We start from the raw sequence: 18450 nt of genomic DNA, 5'->3' as shown, positions 1-18450 counted from the left end.
GAACCTTTAAAAAAGGGATGTCGTTAGAATTCTATTTTCAGTCCGGTACGTCCGCCGTAGCTGGTGTAGCCACCGCTGATGTCGGCATTGGCTTCGATGAAGCCGGTGACGCCGTCCCGGGAGGCGATGTTGAGCCCCAAATCGAACCGCCCGAACGTGTTGGACAGGCGGTTTTCAATCTCGATCGAAGATGCGCCAGTGGAGAAGGTTAATCCGTCACCAGTCTGCGACTGATGCGCAAGCTGGCCTCCCAGATAATAGGTGAGTGTGTTGCTTCCATTCACCTTGGTTTCTCCGCCCAGTCTGGCTCCAATCATGCCGCGCAGGCCATCGAACCTATCAAAGTCGATATCTGCGCCGAGCGCGGAGAAATCATCAAGGCTCGCGCGTTGATATTCGAAGCTTGCCAAAGGCTGGACGAAGAAATCATCTTCACCCCAACGATAACCGGCTTCAAGCCTGACGCCATAAGCTGCACCATCAAGGTCCACGCTATAGCCTGCTGTTCGTGCCCTGACATCGGCTGTGATAAAGTCATATTTTACCAGCGCATTGGCAAAGAACCGACCACTATTAATGCCCGCATAAGCACCGATATTGAACGCATCGTAACGAACATTGTCGGCCGTTCCGTCAAAACCGAGATTAGAGTTCAAATAACCGCCCGTAAGTCCAAGGACGATATCTTCTTCGCCAAAGGCAGGAACAAAATCATATCCGGTCTGGAAACCGAAATAATCCTGATCATAGTTTAGTGAGATTAACTGGGTGAAACCTGCTGACGTAAACTCAAAACTGTCATCCTGCTGGGACAGGCTGCCATAGACCTGCATCCATAACGGGGATTGCGGTGCGGTATGCCGCGACGCCATATGGGCGGCCCATGCATCGGCCGAGCGGTACCAGAGTGATTGTGCCCCTTCGACAAACTTGAGTGTCTGGAACACCGGCGCACCGATCGTGTTGGTCAGGAAAAAGTCGTTGTCGGCATTGTCAAAAGACAATGAGTAACTGAAAAAGCCGATCGTCGCACTTTCATCAGCGATCACAAAGGCGTCCTCGTTCGTACCCGCGTCCGCATCCACAACCAGAACCATATTGCCGAAGTTGGGGCTAATTGAAATGTCATCGATGATAAGTGCCGTATTACCCGTTGCTGCACCGGCGATGACCAATGTGTCGGCCGAGCCTGCGCCATCGAAAGTGACATCGAATGCGAAGCTGCCGTCGCCGCTGCCGACATAGTCACCCGGCAGGGTCAAACTGTTGCCAATCACGCCGTTGCGCATCTCGATCAGACCGTCATTCACGAACTGCTCAAGATTGTTGAAAGCAATATTGCCGCCGACCAGAACCGTGCCTTCATTGGTGAACAGGTCGTTGCCTGCTCCAAAGTCACTGTTCAGTGTTGCATTGAACAAGCCGTTGTTGACGGTCACATCGTCAAAGGCGCTTAACAGCACCCGGCCGTTAATCGTGCCGCTATTGGTCAGCTGCGTCACACCGCCAATGGCTTCCAGAGCAAAGCCTGCACCGCTTTCCAATGTGCCGCTGTTGTTGACGATGATGGCAGAGCCGGTTGTCTCTGCAGTAATCGCATTGCCTGTGCCGCCAGCCACTGTGCCAGTCGTCGTAACAGACGCAACCCCGATGCCTTCCTGCAGCACGTCAATGCCATTGATACCGCCGGTAGCGTCGGCCGCCGTCACAGACAGAGACGCGCCAGTGGCAGAGTTATAGGCGGAAATACCGTCAAAATCGGTCCCGGTCGCTGTACCGGTTGAAGTGATCGTCAGCGCTCCGCTGCCAAGGTTGCGCGCATTAATCCCTTGAATGCTGCTATTGGTATCGACAGCATTGACTGCGAGATCTGTGCCAGTAACAGAATTATAAGCAAAAACCCCAGCAAGTGTATCGCCTGTAGCCGTGCCTGTCGAGGTGACATTGAGCGCGCCGGTACCTTGGTTGATCGCGAAAACCCCACTACTGTCGCCGGTCGCCACATTGCTGGTGATTGTCAGGTCCGTTGTGCCTGCACGGTTTCTTGCTTCAATACCATTATCAGTTTCGCCGATGACTGTACCCAGTGCGTTGATGGTCAGCGAGCCACCATTATTATCGGCATACATGCCATCGGTCGCACCGGTAATGATCCCTCCTTCTTCCTGATTGATCACCATTGAGGCGGAGATATCATTGGCGCTGTTATAAGCAAAGACACCGGCAGCGCTCTGACCGGTGACATCTCCGGCCGTGCTAATTGTTAGCCCGGCTGTGCCGAAGTTAAGAGCGCGTATGCCATTGATACCGCCGGTAGCATTTGTTGCTGTGACCGATAGGGACGTACCGTTGTTGGAGTTATACGCATCAATCCCATTATCTGCAGCCCCGGTCGCTGTACCGGTTGAGGTGATGGTCAAGGCGCCAGTGCCAAGGTTGTAGGCCTCAATACCATCACCGGTCGTTCCTGTCGCAGTGCCGGTCGAACTGATGGTTAGCGCGCCATCGCCTAGATTGAACGCATCAATGCCATTTATGTCACCAACGGTATCCACAGCATTGACCGAGAGATCCGTGCCGTTGACGGAGTTGAAGACATCAATACCATCAGAGGTGACTCCCGTTGCCGTTCCGGTTGAGGTGACGGTCAGCGCGCCGCTGCCCAGATTGACCAAATCGATGCCGTTTTCATCGCCATTGGTATCGACAGCATTGACGATCAAATCCGTACCGCTGTTGCGGGCATGGATACCACGGAAAGTGGACCCCGTTGCTATACCGGTCGAGGTGATGGTCAGTGCGCCGCTGCCATAATTATATGCTTGGATACCATTTTCAGCCCCGGTCGCGATATTGCTGGTGATAGTAAGGTCGGTAGCGGTTGCGCGGTTTCTGGCATCAATTCCATCATCGGTCTCGCCGATGACCGTTCCCAATGCGTTGATGGTCAGCGATCCGCCATTATTATCGGCATACACGCCATCGGTCGCACCGGTAATGGTGGTTCCTTCAAGCTGATTGATCACCATCGAGGCGGAGATATCATTGGCGCTGTTATAGGCAAAGACACCCTGTGCAGTTTCACCGGTAACATCACCAGTGGTACTGATAGTCAGGCCAGCCATGCCATAGTTCAGGGCGCGTATTCCGGTTTCCCCGCCCGTAACATTCGCGGCTGTGATCGACAGCGATGTGGTACCTACCGCGTTAAACGCGCTTATACCATGGTAGTCGGCGCCCGAAGCTGTGCCGGTCGAAGTGATAGTCAGCGCGCCGGTACCGAAGTTGAGTGCCAGAATGCCGTAGTAGCCACCGGATGTATCGACGGCATTGATTGTAAGCTCGCTGCCAAAAGCAGAATTAGAAGCGAGGATTCCCTGTTGGTCTGTCCCTGTCGCTGTATCGGTCGAAGTGATAGTGAGAGCGCCGGTGCCGCCATTAAACGCGCGAATACCACTGAGGTCGCCCGTCGCGATATTACTGGTGATAGTCAGATCGGTTGTGCCTGCGCCGTTTCTGGCATCAATTCCATCATTGGTCTCGCCGATGACTGTACCGAGTGCGTTGATGGTGAGTGATCCGCCGTTATTGTCGGCATACATGCCATCGGTCGCACCGGTTATGGTTGTATCAGCGTCCTGATCAATGACCATTGAGGCGGTGATATCGTTGGCGCTGTTATAGGCGAAAACACCTGCTTCGCTTTGGCCCGTGACATTGCCGGTCGTACTGATCGTCAGGCCGGCTGTACCATAGTTCCGGGCTCGTATGCCGGACATCCCGCCCGTCGCATTGGCCGCCATCACAGACAGCGAAGTGCCAGCTGCCGAGTTGAACGCGTCGATACCAAAGTAATTGGTCCCTGTTGCAGTGCCAGTGGAAGTGATGGTCAACGCACCGCTACCGAAGTTATCAGCATCAATGCCATCGTCATCACCGTTGCTATCGGCCGCATTGACCGTCAAATTCGTGCCAGCAAGCGTGTTAGCAGCGAATATGCCATCGGCATTGTTGCCTGTTGCAGTGCTGGTGGACGTGACACTGAGCGCGCCAGTGCCTTGATTGAATGCCAAAACACCTACGAGGCTACCAGTAGCATCGACGGAGGCTATTGTCAGATCCGTACCATTCGCAGAGTTCTGGGCATTTATGCCATGGAGCACAGCTCCGCTGGCCGTCCCAGTGGATGTAATGCTGAGCGCACCGGTACCTTCGTTAAGCGTAAGAATACCGTTAGTGTTGCCGATCGCGACATTGCTGGTGATGGTGAGGTCGGTCGTGCCCACACGGTTTCTGGCCTCAATACCATTGTCGCCCTCACCGATGACCGTACCCAAAGCATTGATGGTGAGCGAGCCGCCGAGATTCTCTGCATACATGCCATCGGTCGCACCGGTGGCGACTTCCCCGGCATTCTGGTTGATCACCATGGAGGCGGAGATATCGTTGGCGCTGTTATAAGCGAAGATAGCCTCTGCAGTCTCACCGGTCACATCGCCAGTGATGTTGATCGTCAGACCTGCAGTTCCGCGGTTCTCGGCGCGTATTCCGGCGGTTCCGCCCGTAACGTCATTGGCTGTGATAGAGAGGGACGTGCTGTTGACGGAGTTATACCCATAAATACCGTAAAAATTAGTCCCGGTTACTGTACCGGTGGAGGTAATGGTTAGCGCACCAATACCGTCATTAAACGCATCAATGCCATCAATATCACCGACAACATCGACAGCATTGATTGTCAAATCGGTACTGTTGGAGGAGTTATACGCTGCAATACCATCAGCGATATTGCCGGTCGCAGTGCCGGTGGACGTAATGGAAAGTGCGCCGTTACCAGCGTTAAATGCCAGGATGCCGTATTCGCCACCAACGGTATCAGCTGCATTGATCGTAAGGTCCGTGCTATTTGCCGAGTTATACGCGTCAATCCCGTCGGACGTGGTCCCGCTCACCGTGCCCGTTGCGTTGATGGTGAGCGCACCGATGCCAAAGTTATACGCCTCAATCCCGTTTCGATCGCCAATGCTATTCACAGCATTGACTGTAAGATCAGTACCATTGTTAGAGTTAAACACATCAATACCATCGGAAATGGTCCCGGTGGCTGTGCCGGTCGAGGTTACGATCAGCGCACCGCTGCCATCATTGTTCGCATCAATGCCGTCCCGTTCACCAACAGTATCAACCGCATTGACTGTCAGATCGGTACCATTGACCGAGTTATTAGCGTCGATGCCATCGTCATTATCGCCTGTTGCCGTACCGGTTGAGTTGATGGTGAGCGCGCCGTCGCCTAGGTTTTCGGCATAAATGCCGTAGTCGCCGCCGTTAGTATCAAATGCATTGACGGTTAGGTCCGTACTATTGATGGAGTTAAAGGCGCGAATACCATTGAAATCGGTTCCGGTGACTGTTCCAGTGGAAGTGATGGTCAGCGCCCCGCTGCCTTCATTGGTCGCGTCAATGCCGTTATTGCCACCGAAGCTATCGGCAGCATTGATGGTCAGGTCCGTGCCGTTGACGGAGTTCCCCGCTTCAATACCATTCAGGGTGGTTCCTGTTGCTGTACCAGTGGAGGTGACGGTCAGCGCTTCGGTCCCAAAGTTGATCGCGCTAATGCCGTTGAGGGCGCCGGTCGCGATATTGCTGGTGATGGCCAGATGGGTGGTTCCAGCACCATTGCGGGCATCAATACCGTCCCTGGTCTCACCGATGACCGTGCCCAAGGCGTTGATAGTCAGCGACCCGCCAAGATTAATAGCGTACATGCCATCGGTCGCGCCAGTGATGACTTCTCCGGGGACCTGATCAATCACCGTCGAGGCAGAGATATCATTGGCGCTGTTATAGGCAAAGATACCCTCTGCAGTTTCACCGGTCACATCGCCGGTGACGTTGATCGTCAAACCCGCAGTGCCATAGTTCAGGGCCCGTATGCCATTGATACCGCCGGTAGCATTTGCTGCCGCAATCGACAGGGATGTTCCATTGGCCGAGTTATAGCCGTAAATGCCGGAAAAATCGGTCCCGGATGCTGTGCCGGTGGAGGTGACGGTCAGCGCGCCCGTACCTTCGTTGAACGCATCAATGCCCTGAAGATTGCCGTCGGTGTTGGCCGCATTGATGATGAGATCGGTACCATTAGAGGAGTTGTAAGCGAAAATACCATCACCATTGGTCCCTGTTGCCGTTCCGGTGGAGGTGATGGTCAGTGCATCGTCGCCATCGTTGACCGCGTTAATCCCGTTGTTGCCGCCAGTGGTATCGGCCGCCGTGATCGACAGGGATGTGCCGTTCATGTTGTTGGAGGCCTGAATGCCGTTTACCGTCGTACCATTAGCAGTACCGGTCGAAATAATGGTCAGCGCGCCATCACCGTTGTTAGTGGCGAGAATACCCCTCTCGCTGCCATCCGTATCCGCGGCATTGATGGTCAGATTTGTACCATTGTTCGAGTTGAAAGCCGAAATACCATCGTCGCCACTGGCGGTTGCCGCGCCGGTGGAGGTAATGGACAGGGCGCCAGTGCCCTGGTTGTTGGCTCTTATACCGTTAGTGTTACCTGCCGCCACGTTGCTGGTGATAGTCAGGTCGGTGGTCCCGACGAGATTATCGGCGCTGATGCCTGCACCAGTCTCGCCAATGGCCGTACCCAGTGCATTGATGGTCAGCGATCCACCGAGATTCTCGGCGTCAATACCATTGACCGCACCGGTAACGACCGTTCCCTCCAGCTGATCTATGACCATGGATGCAGAGACATCATTGGCGCTGTTATAGGCCTCGATGCCGTCGCCGCTTAGGCCCGTGACGTCACCGGTGGTGCTGATGGTCAGGCCGGCGGTGCCGAGATTTGTGGCGCCTATACCATTGACCCCGCCCGTGACATTTGCCGCTGTAATTGAAAGAGATGTAGTGCCAACCGCATTCAGCGCGTCAATGCCGTCGCCATTGGTGCCGGTGGCTGTACCGGTGGAAGTGATGGACAGTGCGCCAGTGCCGTCATTAAATGCGAAAATTCCGTTCGTATCGCCGCTCGTATTGGCGGCACTGATCGACAGATCGGTGCCATTGGAAGTATTGATCGCAAAAATGCCGTCGAGATTGGTTCCGGTCACGGTGCCAGTCGCGGTGATGGTCAGTGCGCCGGCTCCCTCGTTGCTTGCCTCAATGCCGTTTTGACCGCCGGTTACATTGGCGGCAGTCAGGGTGAGATCGGTACCATTGACGGAGTTGGAAGCCTCAATGCCATCACCATTGGTGCCGGTGGCCGTGCCGGTCGCGTTGATCGTGAGTGCCCCGGTGCCCTGGTTGGCCGCATCGATACCGTGTCTGCCGCCGCTTGAATCGACCGCATTGACGGTAAGATCTGTTCCGATGTTAAAGTTAAAGGCTTGAATGCCGTCGTAAACAGTCCCCGTGGCTGTGCCGGTAGAGGTGATGGTGAGCGCGCCATTACCGTTGTTGAACCCGACAATACCATATCTGCCACCGCTGGTGTTAACGGCGTTTACATTCAGATCGGTGCCATTAAGGGAGTTAGAGGCTATAATACCAACATCCAAAGTCCCGGTGGCCGTGCCGGTTGAGGTGATGGTCAGTGCGCCGTTGCCTTGGTTGAACGCACCAGTACCGATTTCGCCGCCACTGGTATCAACGACGGATGCGGTCAGATTCGTGCCATTGTTGGAGTTTACTGCCAATATACCCCAGTCATTGGTCCCGGTTGCACTGCCGGTAGAAGTGATGGTCAGCGCACCGGTGCCATTGTTGGTCGCCTCAATACCAATTTCTGCACCTGATGCGACATTGCTGGTGATGGACAGGTTCAAGGTGCCCAAAGCGTTCTGTGCTTCAATTCCGTTCCCCGAGAAACCGATAACCGTGCCGTTGGATGTCAGAGACACAGAACCGGAGTTTGTGTTGTTTATGCTGATGCCATTTTGCAGTCCCGTGATTGCGGATGCCTGTGCATCATCGAACGACGCTCCATCGACGCCGTTGATTACCAGTGCATTACCGGCTGCTGTCGTAATGCCGAAGCCGGCTTCCGTGGTCACAGTTACCGGGGTGCCGCCCAGCACCTGAGTAACATCAAGGTCAGCGGGTCCGGAGCATTCGAACACGCCGGAGCCGGGTGCAGTTTCATCGCAGGTTCCGGCAATTGCGGGCGCCGTTTCGACCATGCCGGTACCGAACATCAAAGCTGCGCCAACTGCAGCGGCCGATACTGTCAAACGTAGCTCGGCGACCTGCGGTACCATGCTGGCGACGCCGCCCTTCCATTTGACTATGCGGCCTCCGCGATGGACAAGGCTTTTGCGTGTTGGGTCGGATATCTGGTTAAAACGGGGCATTGGGTTTTCCTTCCTGAATAATGATCACCTGAAATTTGCAGGCGGGTTTGGCGCGTCAGGCGCTGCCGGATTGAGGTTTGGGATGGTCGATGAACCTGGCTGTTTCGGGTGCAATCGGTCTGATCGCCCGCGACAAGATGTGGTCCCGGGACAACGGGATATTGCTCAAGGGGATATCAAATTCGCAGACAGTCCCACCAAGGCGGAACGTGTCATTGTAGGCGATGATATCAATCTTGGTGTTGACACCGGTGCCGCTGTGGAGGGTGGTTCTGGCGCTCAGGTCGAACCCGTCCTTGGCTTCCCTTTCAGTGTTGGCACCTGTTAGAGCGCCCACAACTGTTTCAACCTTGGTATTTCGGTCGCAACGGACACCCGTTCCGGAGTCGGTGTTGATGTAGATATCTCTGGCGCGTCTAGTGCAGACGCTTTCTGTCAGCGAAGCTTTTATCATCAGTCAAACTTTCCATTTGCATTCCCTGTATGTCGCGCCGTTGATCATCCTCGGGATTCTGGCCGCCGTCTATCGACAGCGCCGCAGTGCCAGCCTGCAATAATGCAGGTGCTTAGTCTTTTGCCAGAAAGTGTTATATTTTCAGATAGTTAGATATATATGATCGATATCAGCGGATCTTGACGTCAGTTTGAATATTGCCGTTTGCGCGGAACCTTTGTCCCAACCTTACGCAAACGGAAGCGCGCGCGAAGACAGCCTGCATTGCACTTTCTCAGCAACTGCATTCAGTGCTTCAAGATGACCAATGTCTAGTGTGCCAGCCAGATCGGTTTTCTCTGAAACCGGCCCGCGATGATATGAAAAACATCACCGCTTCAGGGCGAAAACCGGCTCGTTCTATTCTGAACTGTCGGCCCTATATCGAGGATCGCCCTCTGGCCGCGAGAAGGTCGTCTGGAATTTGTCTCTCAGCGCCTGCATCACAGCTTGGGTCCGGTTTGCCTGAACAGTATCGGGGTGCGCATGTAGCTTGAGCATTCTGGTTAATTCGAAGGGCTTTTCACCAAAAGGTACAATCAGGTCAGACTTTTCGGCGATGCAAATCGGTAAAACCGCTTTGCCGATACCTGCTTCCACCGCTTTCATTACACCTCGGGCATCTGTCGACGTCAATCGCGGCCGGTGTCCCCGCTCTCCGCGAATCTTCTCCCACAGCCGTACCGGTGCCGTACGCGGCGCGTCTTCATCAAAGAACGAGACCCATTCCAATTCAGCGGGATCGAGGCCTTTTGGAGCATAGACACCGTAGTGAACTTCACCAAGATTGACGGCAAACTCGCTGGCTCGGGGCGGGTTCTCAAACCACAGTGACAGCGTTGCCTCTCCGCGGAGAGGCATGGTGTGGATCAAGCCCAGCAGACGGACGTCGAGACGGGGATTTTTCTTGAGAAGATCTGGCAATGTGGTGTTGGCAAGCTCTTCCAGAATCCACGGACTGGAGATTAGCCTGACCAATCCGATGACGTTTCCATCGCCTACAGCTATTTCATCGGCCAGATTCTCCATGCGCAGTTCAACTTCCTCGGCGCGCTGGATGACAAGCTTTCCTGTCTCGGTGGGCACCAGCCCGGTTTTCGTCCGGGCGAACAGGGATGTTCCAATGTCAGCTTCCAATGCTGTCAGGCGCCGCCCTGTCGTTGACTGATCCAAATCCAGCAAATGTGCGGCGCGGGCAAGCGAACCCGCGCGTGAGGCTGCAAGAACGATTTTGAGATTGTTCCAATCAAAAGACACAACAAATTCATCCTATTTCTGTGCTTGCTTCCGTCTGAGAAACCGGTTTGCAAAAGACAGTGACCGGGTTTTCGCAGGGTGGAGCTGCAACACTTTGGGTTCAGAGGAGGTAGTCAGTGCGCTATCCAGAATAACCAATTGTAACTTGGAGTAAAGGCACTCTTTTGCATCAGTGCCGGTGACGACACTCGGACGGGATGGTGTTTCCAGAAATTTTTGGACCCCGAAATCCAAGCCGAGATCGAACGGATTTTGTCGACTGCAATGGCAGCCATGCATGGCTCAACTTAGAAGAAAGTTGCTGTCCAATTCAGCGCTATTATTTCGCGGCAAATTTTCAGTTTTTGATGCTTTCATAGATGAAAGTGGGCACCGTGTGAGTGCCCGCATATTTGGAAATCCAAAAAGTACGTTGGAGCTATCTCTCCTGGTCGGTTCACTTGCTGCGAGACCTTAAAAATATGAAAATTTGTTCGGCTGTGCATCTCGATACCATGGTGTGATGCAGTCGACCATCCATTTTTAAATAACTGAAAAGAACACCCTTTTTTTGATCCAACATTGCATCTGCATAATTGCAGGCTGGCACTGCAGTGCTGTCGATAGACGGGGATCGAAATCGCGTGGATGAATGAGAGCGCGACATTTGGGAATAGAAAAAGAGAGTATGATACATGACAAAAGCTTCGTTGAAAGACAGTCCTCGTACAAAAGAAAAAGCAAGCCTAGCTAAATCAGATCCTGCTTCATCAAGCGGGATGAGTGCACTCAAGCAAATGCCAGGTTTGGCGGAACAGAAACGCGTCGGCAAAAAGAGCGCTGATCAAAAAGGTGCTGAAAAAAAAGGCAGTTTACCTTCAGCAAGCCCCTCGACAGCCAAGACGGATGATGCGGCTAAGCTTGCTGAAGTGAAGGCTAGTGGGGAATCGCCCCAAACTACTACGTTCGCGCAATCCGGCGGGCTTGTGGACCGGTTGGCATCGCTGAACACCGCTTTGATCTTCTCCTCCTACCAGTCCGGTCTGCTGTATATGCTTGGACGCAAGCCTGGCGGCGGTGCTCATCTCCACCAGTCTGCGATAAAGAAGCCGATGGGCCTGTGCGTGGAAAATGGTGACAGTTTCACGCTGTCGGCTGGCTTCCAGATCATGCGTTTTCAAAACGGCCTGAATGCGAATGAGCGGGTGAACGACATGTTCGATGCCTGCTACGTCGCGCGACAGACTTATAATACCGGTGAGCTGGATGCCCATGATGTCGGCATCGGCAAAGACGGTTTGCCGCTATTCATCAATACGCGGTTTAACTGTCTGGCGACGACTGACCCGAGACATAGCTTCAAGGAGGTCTGGCGCCCGCCCTTTATCTCGGCCCTTATCGACGAAGACCGGTGTCACTTGAATGGCTTGGCCATGGAAGATGGTGAGGCGGCCTATGTGACTGCGGTAAGCCAGTCCGATACCATCGATGGCTGGCGGGATCGCCGCGATGATGGCGGTATCGTGATTGACGTGCGCAAGAACAAGGTAGTCTGCAAAGGCCTGTCCATGCCGCATTCGCCCCGGCTTTATAAAGGTGAGCTGTGGTTGCTTAATTCCGGCACCGGCGAGCTTGGCGTGGTCGAGGGAGCTGCGAGCGGCAAAGGGAAATTTGTTCCGCGGGTATTCTGCCCTGGCTTTGGTCGCGGCCTTGCCATCAAGGATGGTTTTGCCTTTGTTGGCTTGTCAAAGCCCAGATACCAGCGCTTTGAAGGGCTAGCACTAGATCAACGTCTGGCGGCCGCGGACAGCGAGCCGTGGTGCGGTATTCAGATCATCGATCTGGCCAAAGGCGCCTGCGTGGACTGGTTCCGCATCGATGGTGCTGTTTCCGAAATTTACGATGTAGCTTTGCTCGAAGGCCATGCCTGCCCGATGGCAATCGGACCAACAGCGCCGGAGATGGCGAAGTTCCTCACACATCAAAAACCGGAACCAGGTGGTGGTTGACGCCCCCAAAGCCGGACACTTCACACTCTCATAACACTATTCGACAAGGAAAATTCAATGCCCCGTTTTGACCAGATATCAGATCCGTCACGCAAAAGCTTTCTCCACCGTGGGGGACGCATTGTGAAGTGGAAAGGCGGTGCCGCCAGCATGGTGCCGCAAGTGGCGGAACTGCGTTTGACAGTATCGGCCGCTGCGGTTGGCGCGGCGTTGATATTCGGCACCGGTATGGTCGGAACGGCGCCTGCGATGGCCGGGACGTGTGATGAAACACCTCCTGGTTCGGGGGAGTTTGTTTGTGCTGACCCTACTGGCGCGGACGTGACCCAGATTCTGGGTGGCGCGCCGGTCACCGTTACCACCGAAGCTGGCTTTGGCATAACAACGGTAGCCGGTAATGCGCTGCAGATCGATGGTTTGGACGGTGCATCGTTCGATGATTCACAGACATCCGACATTACAGGGCAGCAGAATGGTATTAGCATAAACAATGCAAACGCAGGTTCTTTGTCTGTGGTGTCAAACGGAACTGTTACCGGTCTTGCGGAGAACGGAATTGGTGCTCAGAATGCTGCAGGTACCTTGAACCTTTCCATTACCAGCAATGCCGTCGCCGGTGCCAATGACGGTATCTATGCCATTCATGAAGGGACTGGCGGGGTGACAGTCACCTCGACCGGCACGGCAACCGGGACTTTCTACGATGGCATCGACGTACTTAACGCCGGTACCTATCTGACCGTCAATGCGGTTGATACCAATGGTGGTGAGAATGGTATTCTGGCCACCAACGAAGGCACGCTTGCCCTGACCATCACCTCAACCGGCACCGCGACCGGCAACGCTGCCAATGGTATCGAGGCGCGTAACTTCGCCTTAGCCACCGACCTGACAATAAACAGTAACGTAGCGACCGGCGGTCTCGTTGGTATTCAAGCTCTTAATGAAGGTCGCGGTGGATTGACCATCACGGCAACGGGTACGACAACCGGCACTAATGCCAGCGGTATTTTTGCACTAAATTCCGCCAATAGCACATCCCTGTCGATCACAGCCGCGGATGTTACGGGCGGAACAACTGGTATCAGCGCCTTAAATCTCGGTACCGCGGGCCTGACAATTAGCGTTACCGGCGATGTTACAGGGGAAACTGCAGAAGGGATCAATGCCTATAACAGCGCTAATGATATCACTGCATCGATGGTGATCAACCAGGATGCAGGAACAACCATTATCGGTGCGACTGATGGCATATCTGCCGACAACCTTGGTGGATCGCTGACAATCAACGCGCTGGGCACGGTCATTGGTGAGACTGGGGATGGTATTGATGCGAGAAACCTCGCAACGGCTACCGACCTGACCATCACCAGCAATATCGCGACGGGGGCAACGAATGGTATTTTTGCGTTGAACCAAGGCGATGGCGCGCTGACCATCACCTCCACTGGGACAGCAACAGGGAATAGCTTCAATGGTATTCTCGCTTCCAATTCCGCCGCTGGCACTGATCTTACGATCAATGCTGTCGATACCTTCGGTGATTTCTACGGTATCGTGGCACTCAACCTTGGTACTGAGGCCCTGACCATCACATCGACCGGTACGGCGACGGGAACCAATTATGATGGTATTAGGGCGTATAACTCAGCCACCGGCACGGACCTTACGGTCAATGCGGCTGATACTAATGGCTACTATAACGGCATTAACGCGTTCAACTATGGCACTGGCGCGCTGACCATTACCTCCACCGGTACAGCGACCGGTACTAATGACAATGGTATTGATGTGCAAAACACGCTCATTGGCACTGATGTGACCGTTAATGCGGTTAATACATTCGGTGACGACAATGGTATTGATGCCGACAACTACGGCACCGGCGCGCTGACTATCACCTCCACCGGCACAGCGACAGGGACCACGGATAATGGTATTGACGCTTATAACTCCGCCATTGGTACTGATCTGACGGTCAATGCAGCGGATACCAACGGCGACAATTACGGCATCTATGCTCAAAACCGAGGCAATGGTGCACTCACCATTAACTCCACCGGCACAGCGACCGGGACTATTGATGATGGCATTGATGTACAAAACTCGGCCACTGGCACAGATGTGACCGTTAATGCGGTTAATACATTCGGTGACGACAATGGTATTGATGCGGAAAATTATGGCACCGGTGCGCTGACTATCACCTCCACCGGCACAGCGACCGGGACTACTGATGATGGTATTGAAGCTTATAACTCCGGCACCGATCTGACCGTTAATGCGGTTGATACCAATGGTAATGATTATGGCATCCATACATTTAACCGCGGTACCGAGGCATTGACCATCACCTCGACCGGCACAGCGACCGGGACTACTGATGATGGCATTTATGCCTACAACTCTGGCGATGGCACATCCCTGTCGATCACGGCGGCCAATGCGATCGGCGGTGTTAATGGCATACGCGCCTTAAACTATGGCACAGCCGGCCTGACAATTAACGTTACGGGCAATGTTACGGGTCAAAGCGAAGCAGGTGTTTTTGCCTATAACAGCGCCAATGATATCTCTGCCTCGATGGTGATCAACCAGGACGCAGGCACAACCATCACCGGTGCGACCGATGGCATGTATGCCAATAATTTTGGTGGATCGCTCACCATCAATGTACTGGGGACGGTCATCGGTGAGGGAGATAACGGTATAGAGGCCAGAAACCGTACGGGCACGGCAGACCTGACCATCACCAGCAATATCGCAACCGGCAACAATGACGGTATTCGAGCAATTCAGCAAGGCACGGGCGCGCTAAACATCACCTCCACTGGGACAGCGACTGGTACTAATTCCGATGGCATTGATGCGGTTAACCAGGGTGCTGCCAGCGACCTGATTATCGCAAGCAACATTGCGACTGGTTTCAACCACGGTATTGATGCCCGGAACTATGGCACTGGCGTGTTGACCGTCACTTCAACCGGCACGGCAACCGGGACCAGTTTCGATGGCATCAACGCGTACAGCTTCGCAACTGGTACCGGCCTGACGATCAATGCGGCCGATACCAATGGTTACTATAATGGTATTGATGCGGACAATAATGGCGCCGGCGCACTTACTATTACTTCTACCGGCACAGCGACAGGAGATATGTATAGCGGTATTGATGCGTTCAACTCGAACAACGGTATGTCCCTGTCGATCACGGCGGCAAATGCTACTGGCGGTGTCAATGGCATAAACGCCTTAAACTATGGCAGCGGCGGCCTTACCATCAACACCACCGGCAATGTTACCGGTCAAGACGATGACGGTGTCTTTGCGTATAACGGCACCAATGATGCCTTTGCGGTGATTAACCAGGACGCTGGGACAACCATAACCGGTGCGGATGATGGTGTTCTCGCCGAAAATCTTGGCGGATCGCTGACCATCACTGCGCTGGGTACGGTCATTGGCCAGGCCGGAGATGGCATTGATGCCAGAAACCGCGCAACTACCACCGACCTGACCATCACCAGCAACATTGCGACTGGCGATAATAATGGTATTTTTGCATTCCACGAAGGCAGCGGCGCGCTGACCATCACCTCAACCGGTACGGCAACGGGGGACAGTACCGATGGTATTGAAGCGTACAACTTTGATGGTACTGATCTTACCATCAACGCGTTTGATACCGTTGGCGACGATAACGGCATTGATGCGTTGAATGAGGGCACTGGCGCACTAACCATCACCTCCACCGGCACAGCAACCGGGAGTAATTTTTACGGTATTTCAGCGGTTAACTCTGTCAATGGTAGCTCCTTGTCGATCACGGCGGCAAATGCTGTCGGCGGTATCAGTGGAATACGAGCCCGGAACTACGGCACTGCGGGTTTGACCATCAGCACTACGGGTGATGTTACCGGTGAGAGCGCCGCTGGCATTGACGCCTATAACAGCGCCAACGATATCACTGCCTCGATGGTCATTGATCAGGACGCTGATACAACCATAACCGGTGCGACCGATGGCATGTATGCCGAGAATTTTGGTGGATCACTCACCATCAACGCACTCGGTACAGTCATCGGCGAGACCGATGATGGAATTGATGCCAGAAATCGCGCGGGCACGACCGACCTGACCATCACCAGCAATATCGCGACCGGGGCTACCAACGGTATTGACGCGTTCAACCAAGGCACTGGCGCACTGACCGTTAACTCGACAGGAGTTGCGACCGGAACCGACTTTTTTGGTATTTTCGCCCAGAACACCCTGGAGGGCACTGATCTGACCGTGACTTCCGTTGATGCGGTCGGCGACAACGAAGCCATTATGGCGATCAACAATGGCACCGGCGCACTGATCATCACCTCGACTGGTGCCGCAAGTAGCACAAATTCTGATGCTATCGAAGCGCGCAACTCGGGTAATGGCGCCGACCTGACGGTAACGGCTTTCGATACTGACGGTGGTGAAAGCGGTATTCTCGCCAACAACGACGGCACCGGCGCACTGAGTATCACTTCGACCGGCACGGCGAGCGGCGCAACTTTTGACGGTATTTCCGCCTTTAACTCTGCCGCTGGCACATCTCTGTCTGTGACGGCGGCCGACGCTACCGGCGGTATCAATGGCATTGACGTGCTGCAGGAAGGCATCGGGGTTGCGTCTGTTACGACGACTGGCACAGTGGCTGGCGGCACAGGCAATGCGATTACTGCAGAGACAACCGGCTCTGCCATCATCGTCAACAACAGCGGCACATTGGAAAGCGGTGCAGGCTTTGCTCTGGAAGCCATTGGCGGTGTGACGCAGCTGACCAATAGCGGCACGATTAACGGCCGGGTGCTGTTAAGCGCCTTTGACGATGTGACCGTCAACAACGGCTTGTTCAATGCAACACTGAACAGTGACTTTGGAGCAGGCAACGACCTGTTCACCAATGAAGGCACGGTTCTGGTCGGCGGCAATATTGCTTTCAACAATCTTGAGCAGTTCGTGAATGACGGTCTGATCGAGATGCGCAACGGCGTGATTGGCAACAGTTTGACCCTGCCGGGTGACTATGTCGGCAGCGGCGACGGCAGCTTCGCATTCGATGTCACTTTCGATGGCGCAGGCTCGGCCGATACATTGGTCATCGCCGGTGCAGCGACGGGTAGCAACGTATTCGAAATTGACGATATCAGTACCAGCCCTAACTTCGGCAACATGGTTCTGGTTGTGGATGCGGGGGCTGGTACAAATGAAGATGCCTTCGCACTCGCTGATGAAAGTCAAACCATCGGTTTCTTTGCCTATTCGGTATTCTACGATGCGCCAGATAACGACTTTTTCCTGACCAACACGATCGGTACGCCTGTTTTCCAGACGCTCAAGTTTGTCGAAGGGGCACAATCACTCTGGTACCGCTCCGCCGATGCATGGGCCGCCCATATGGCTACACCGACTGATGATTCTGCATCCCCCGCATGGATGCAGATATATGGTACCGTAACTAATCAGGATGACAGTTTTGAATTCAGTGCAGGAGGGCTGACGGAACCGATATCTGTAAATTATGAGCAGGACTATTTCGGTTTTCAGGCTGGCTATGAATTTGGTACCGGAGTAATTGAGGATGGTGTTCTGTTTGGGCTGACGGGTGGTTATTTGAACTCGAACCTTGGCTTTGACGGAACGGCTGACAATGTTCGTTACGATGCGTTCAACGTCGGTGCTTATGCCGGTTTGAAGAGCGACCGTTTCTTTGCCAATGTGCTTGCCAAATATGACTTTATCACAGCGGACGTCAGTGCACCAACAGCTGGTTACACCGCAGATCTTGATGGTTATGCCTATGGCGTCAGGCTTGAAGCAGGTTACCGTTTTGGCGATGAGAAGTTTTTCGTACAACCGCTCACCAGCTTCGAATATCAACGCGCGAGCCTTGATGATTTTTCTGCACTCGGTGCAAATATCGACTTTGATAGGTTCGATGGCCTGCGCGGCATGATTGGAGCAAGACTGGGCGGAGAAACCAAAATCAAGTGGGGCAATAACCTGACTTACTATCTTGGCGGGCAGGCGGTGCATCAGTCGCAAACCGGTGATGGGTTAACATTTACCAGTGGCGATACATCCATCGAGATTGAAAACCGGTTGTCCAAGACATTTGGGCGGTTCGAGTTGGGGCTAAGTATAGCAACACAGGGAGGCGTCACCGGCTTCATCGAAGGAAATGCTGATATCAGCGGCGATTATACGGGCTATGGAGGGCGCGGTGGATTGAAAGTTCAATTCTGACAAATTGATTTTTAAAGGTTCAAAGATTTCTGAGAAAGCAATTCCCGTAGGGTCGCAGGCTTCTCAGAAT

At 53.9% G+C, this 18450-nt stretch carries 5 protein-coding genes; 2 read left to right on the top strand and 3 right to left on the bottom strand.

Annotated elements, in window-relative coordinates; translation table 11 throughout:
* Positions 1 to 23: 23 nt before the first annotated feature.
* The 3 genes from DK507_RS00615 to DK507_RS00605 all read right to left on the bottom strand — a co-directional run bounded on the left by DK507_RS00615 (position 24) and on the right by DK507_RS00605 (position 10107).
* On the bottom strand, positions 24 to 8357 hold the full coding sequence (locus DK507_RS00615; protein ID WP_109354082.1) for a hypothetical protein: 8334 nt from the start codon (positions 8355 to 8357) through the stop codon (positions 24 to 26).
* Positions 8358 to 8412: 55 nt separating this feature from the next.
* Complete coding sequence (locus DK507_RS17740; protein WP_162558828.1) at positions 8413 to 8811, bottom strand: hypothetical protein; 399 nt, start codon at positions 8809 to 8811, stop codon at positions 8413 to 8415.
* Between the two features lie 399 nt (positions 8812 to 9210).
* Complete coding sequence (locus tag DK507_RS00605; protein ID WP_109354079.1) at positions 9211 to 10107, bottom strand: LysR family transcriptional regulator; 897 nt, start codon at positions 10105 to 10107, stop codon at positions 9211 to 9213.
* Between the two features lie 674 nt (positions 10108 to 10781).
* Between DK507_RS00605 and DK507_RS00600 the strand changes: the two genes are divergently transcribed.
* A complete protein-coding gene (locus DK507_RS00600; RefSeq protein WP_216822309.1) occupies positions 10782 to 12095 on the top strand; it encodes a TIGR03032 family protein in 1314 nt (437 codons plus the stop codon).
* 57 nt (positions 12096 to 12152) lie between these two features.
* A complete protein-coding gene (locus tag DK507_RS00595; protein ID WP_109354077.1) occupies positions 12153 to 18380 on the top strand; it encodes a hypothetical protein in 6228 nt (2075 codons plus the stop codon).
* Positions 18381 to 18450 lie beyond the last annotated feature (70 nt).

Origin of the sequence: Sphingorhabdus sp. EL138 (assembly GCF_900258045.1) — a bacterium.
Lineage (GTDB): Bacteria > Pseudomonadota > Alphaproteobacteria > Sphingomonadales > Sphingomonadaceae > Parasphingorhabdus.
Note: the sequence above shows the minus strand (reverse complement) of the source record. Positions and strands in the feature narration are given on the sequence as shown.

Bases quoted from the DNA above. Each gene is read 5' to 3' on its own strand.
- DK507_RS00615 (WP_109354082.1), bottom strand. From the start codon at position 8,357: ATGCCCCGTTTTAACCAGATATCCGACCCAACACGCAAAAGCCTTGTC.
- DK507_RS17740 (WP_162558828.1), bottom strand. From the start codon at position 8,811: ATGATAAAAGCTTCGCTGACAGAAAGCGTCTGCACTAGACGCGCCAGA.
- DK507_RS00600 (WP_216822309.1), top strand. From the start codon at position 10,782: ATGACAAAAGCTTCGTTGAAAGACAGTCCTCGTACAAAAGAAAAAGCA.
- DK507_RS00595 (WP_109354077.1), top strand. From the start codon at position 12,153: ATGCCCCGTTTTGACCAGATATCAGATCCGTCACGCAAAAGCTTTCTC.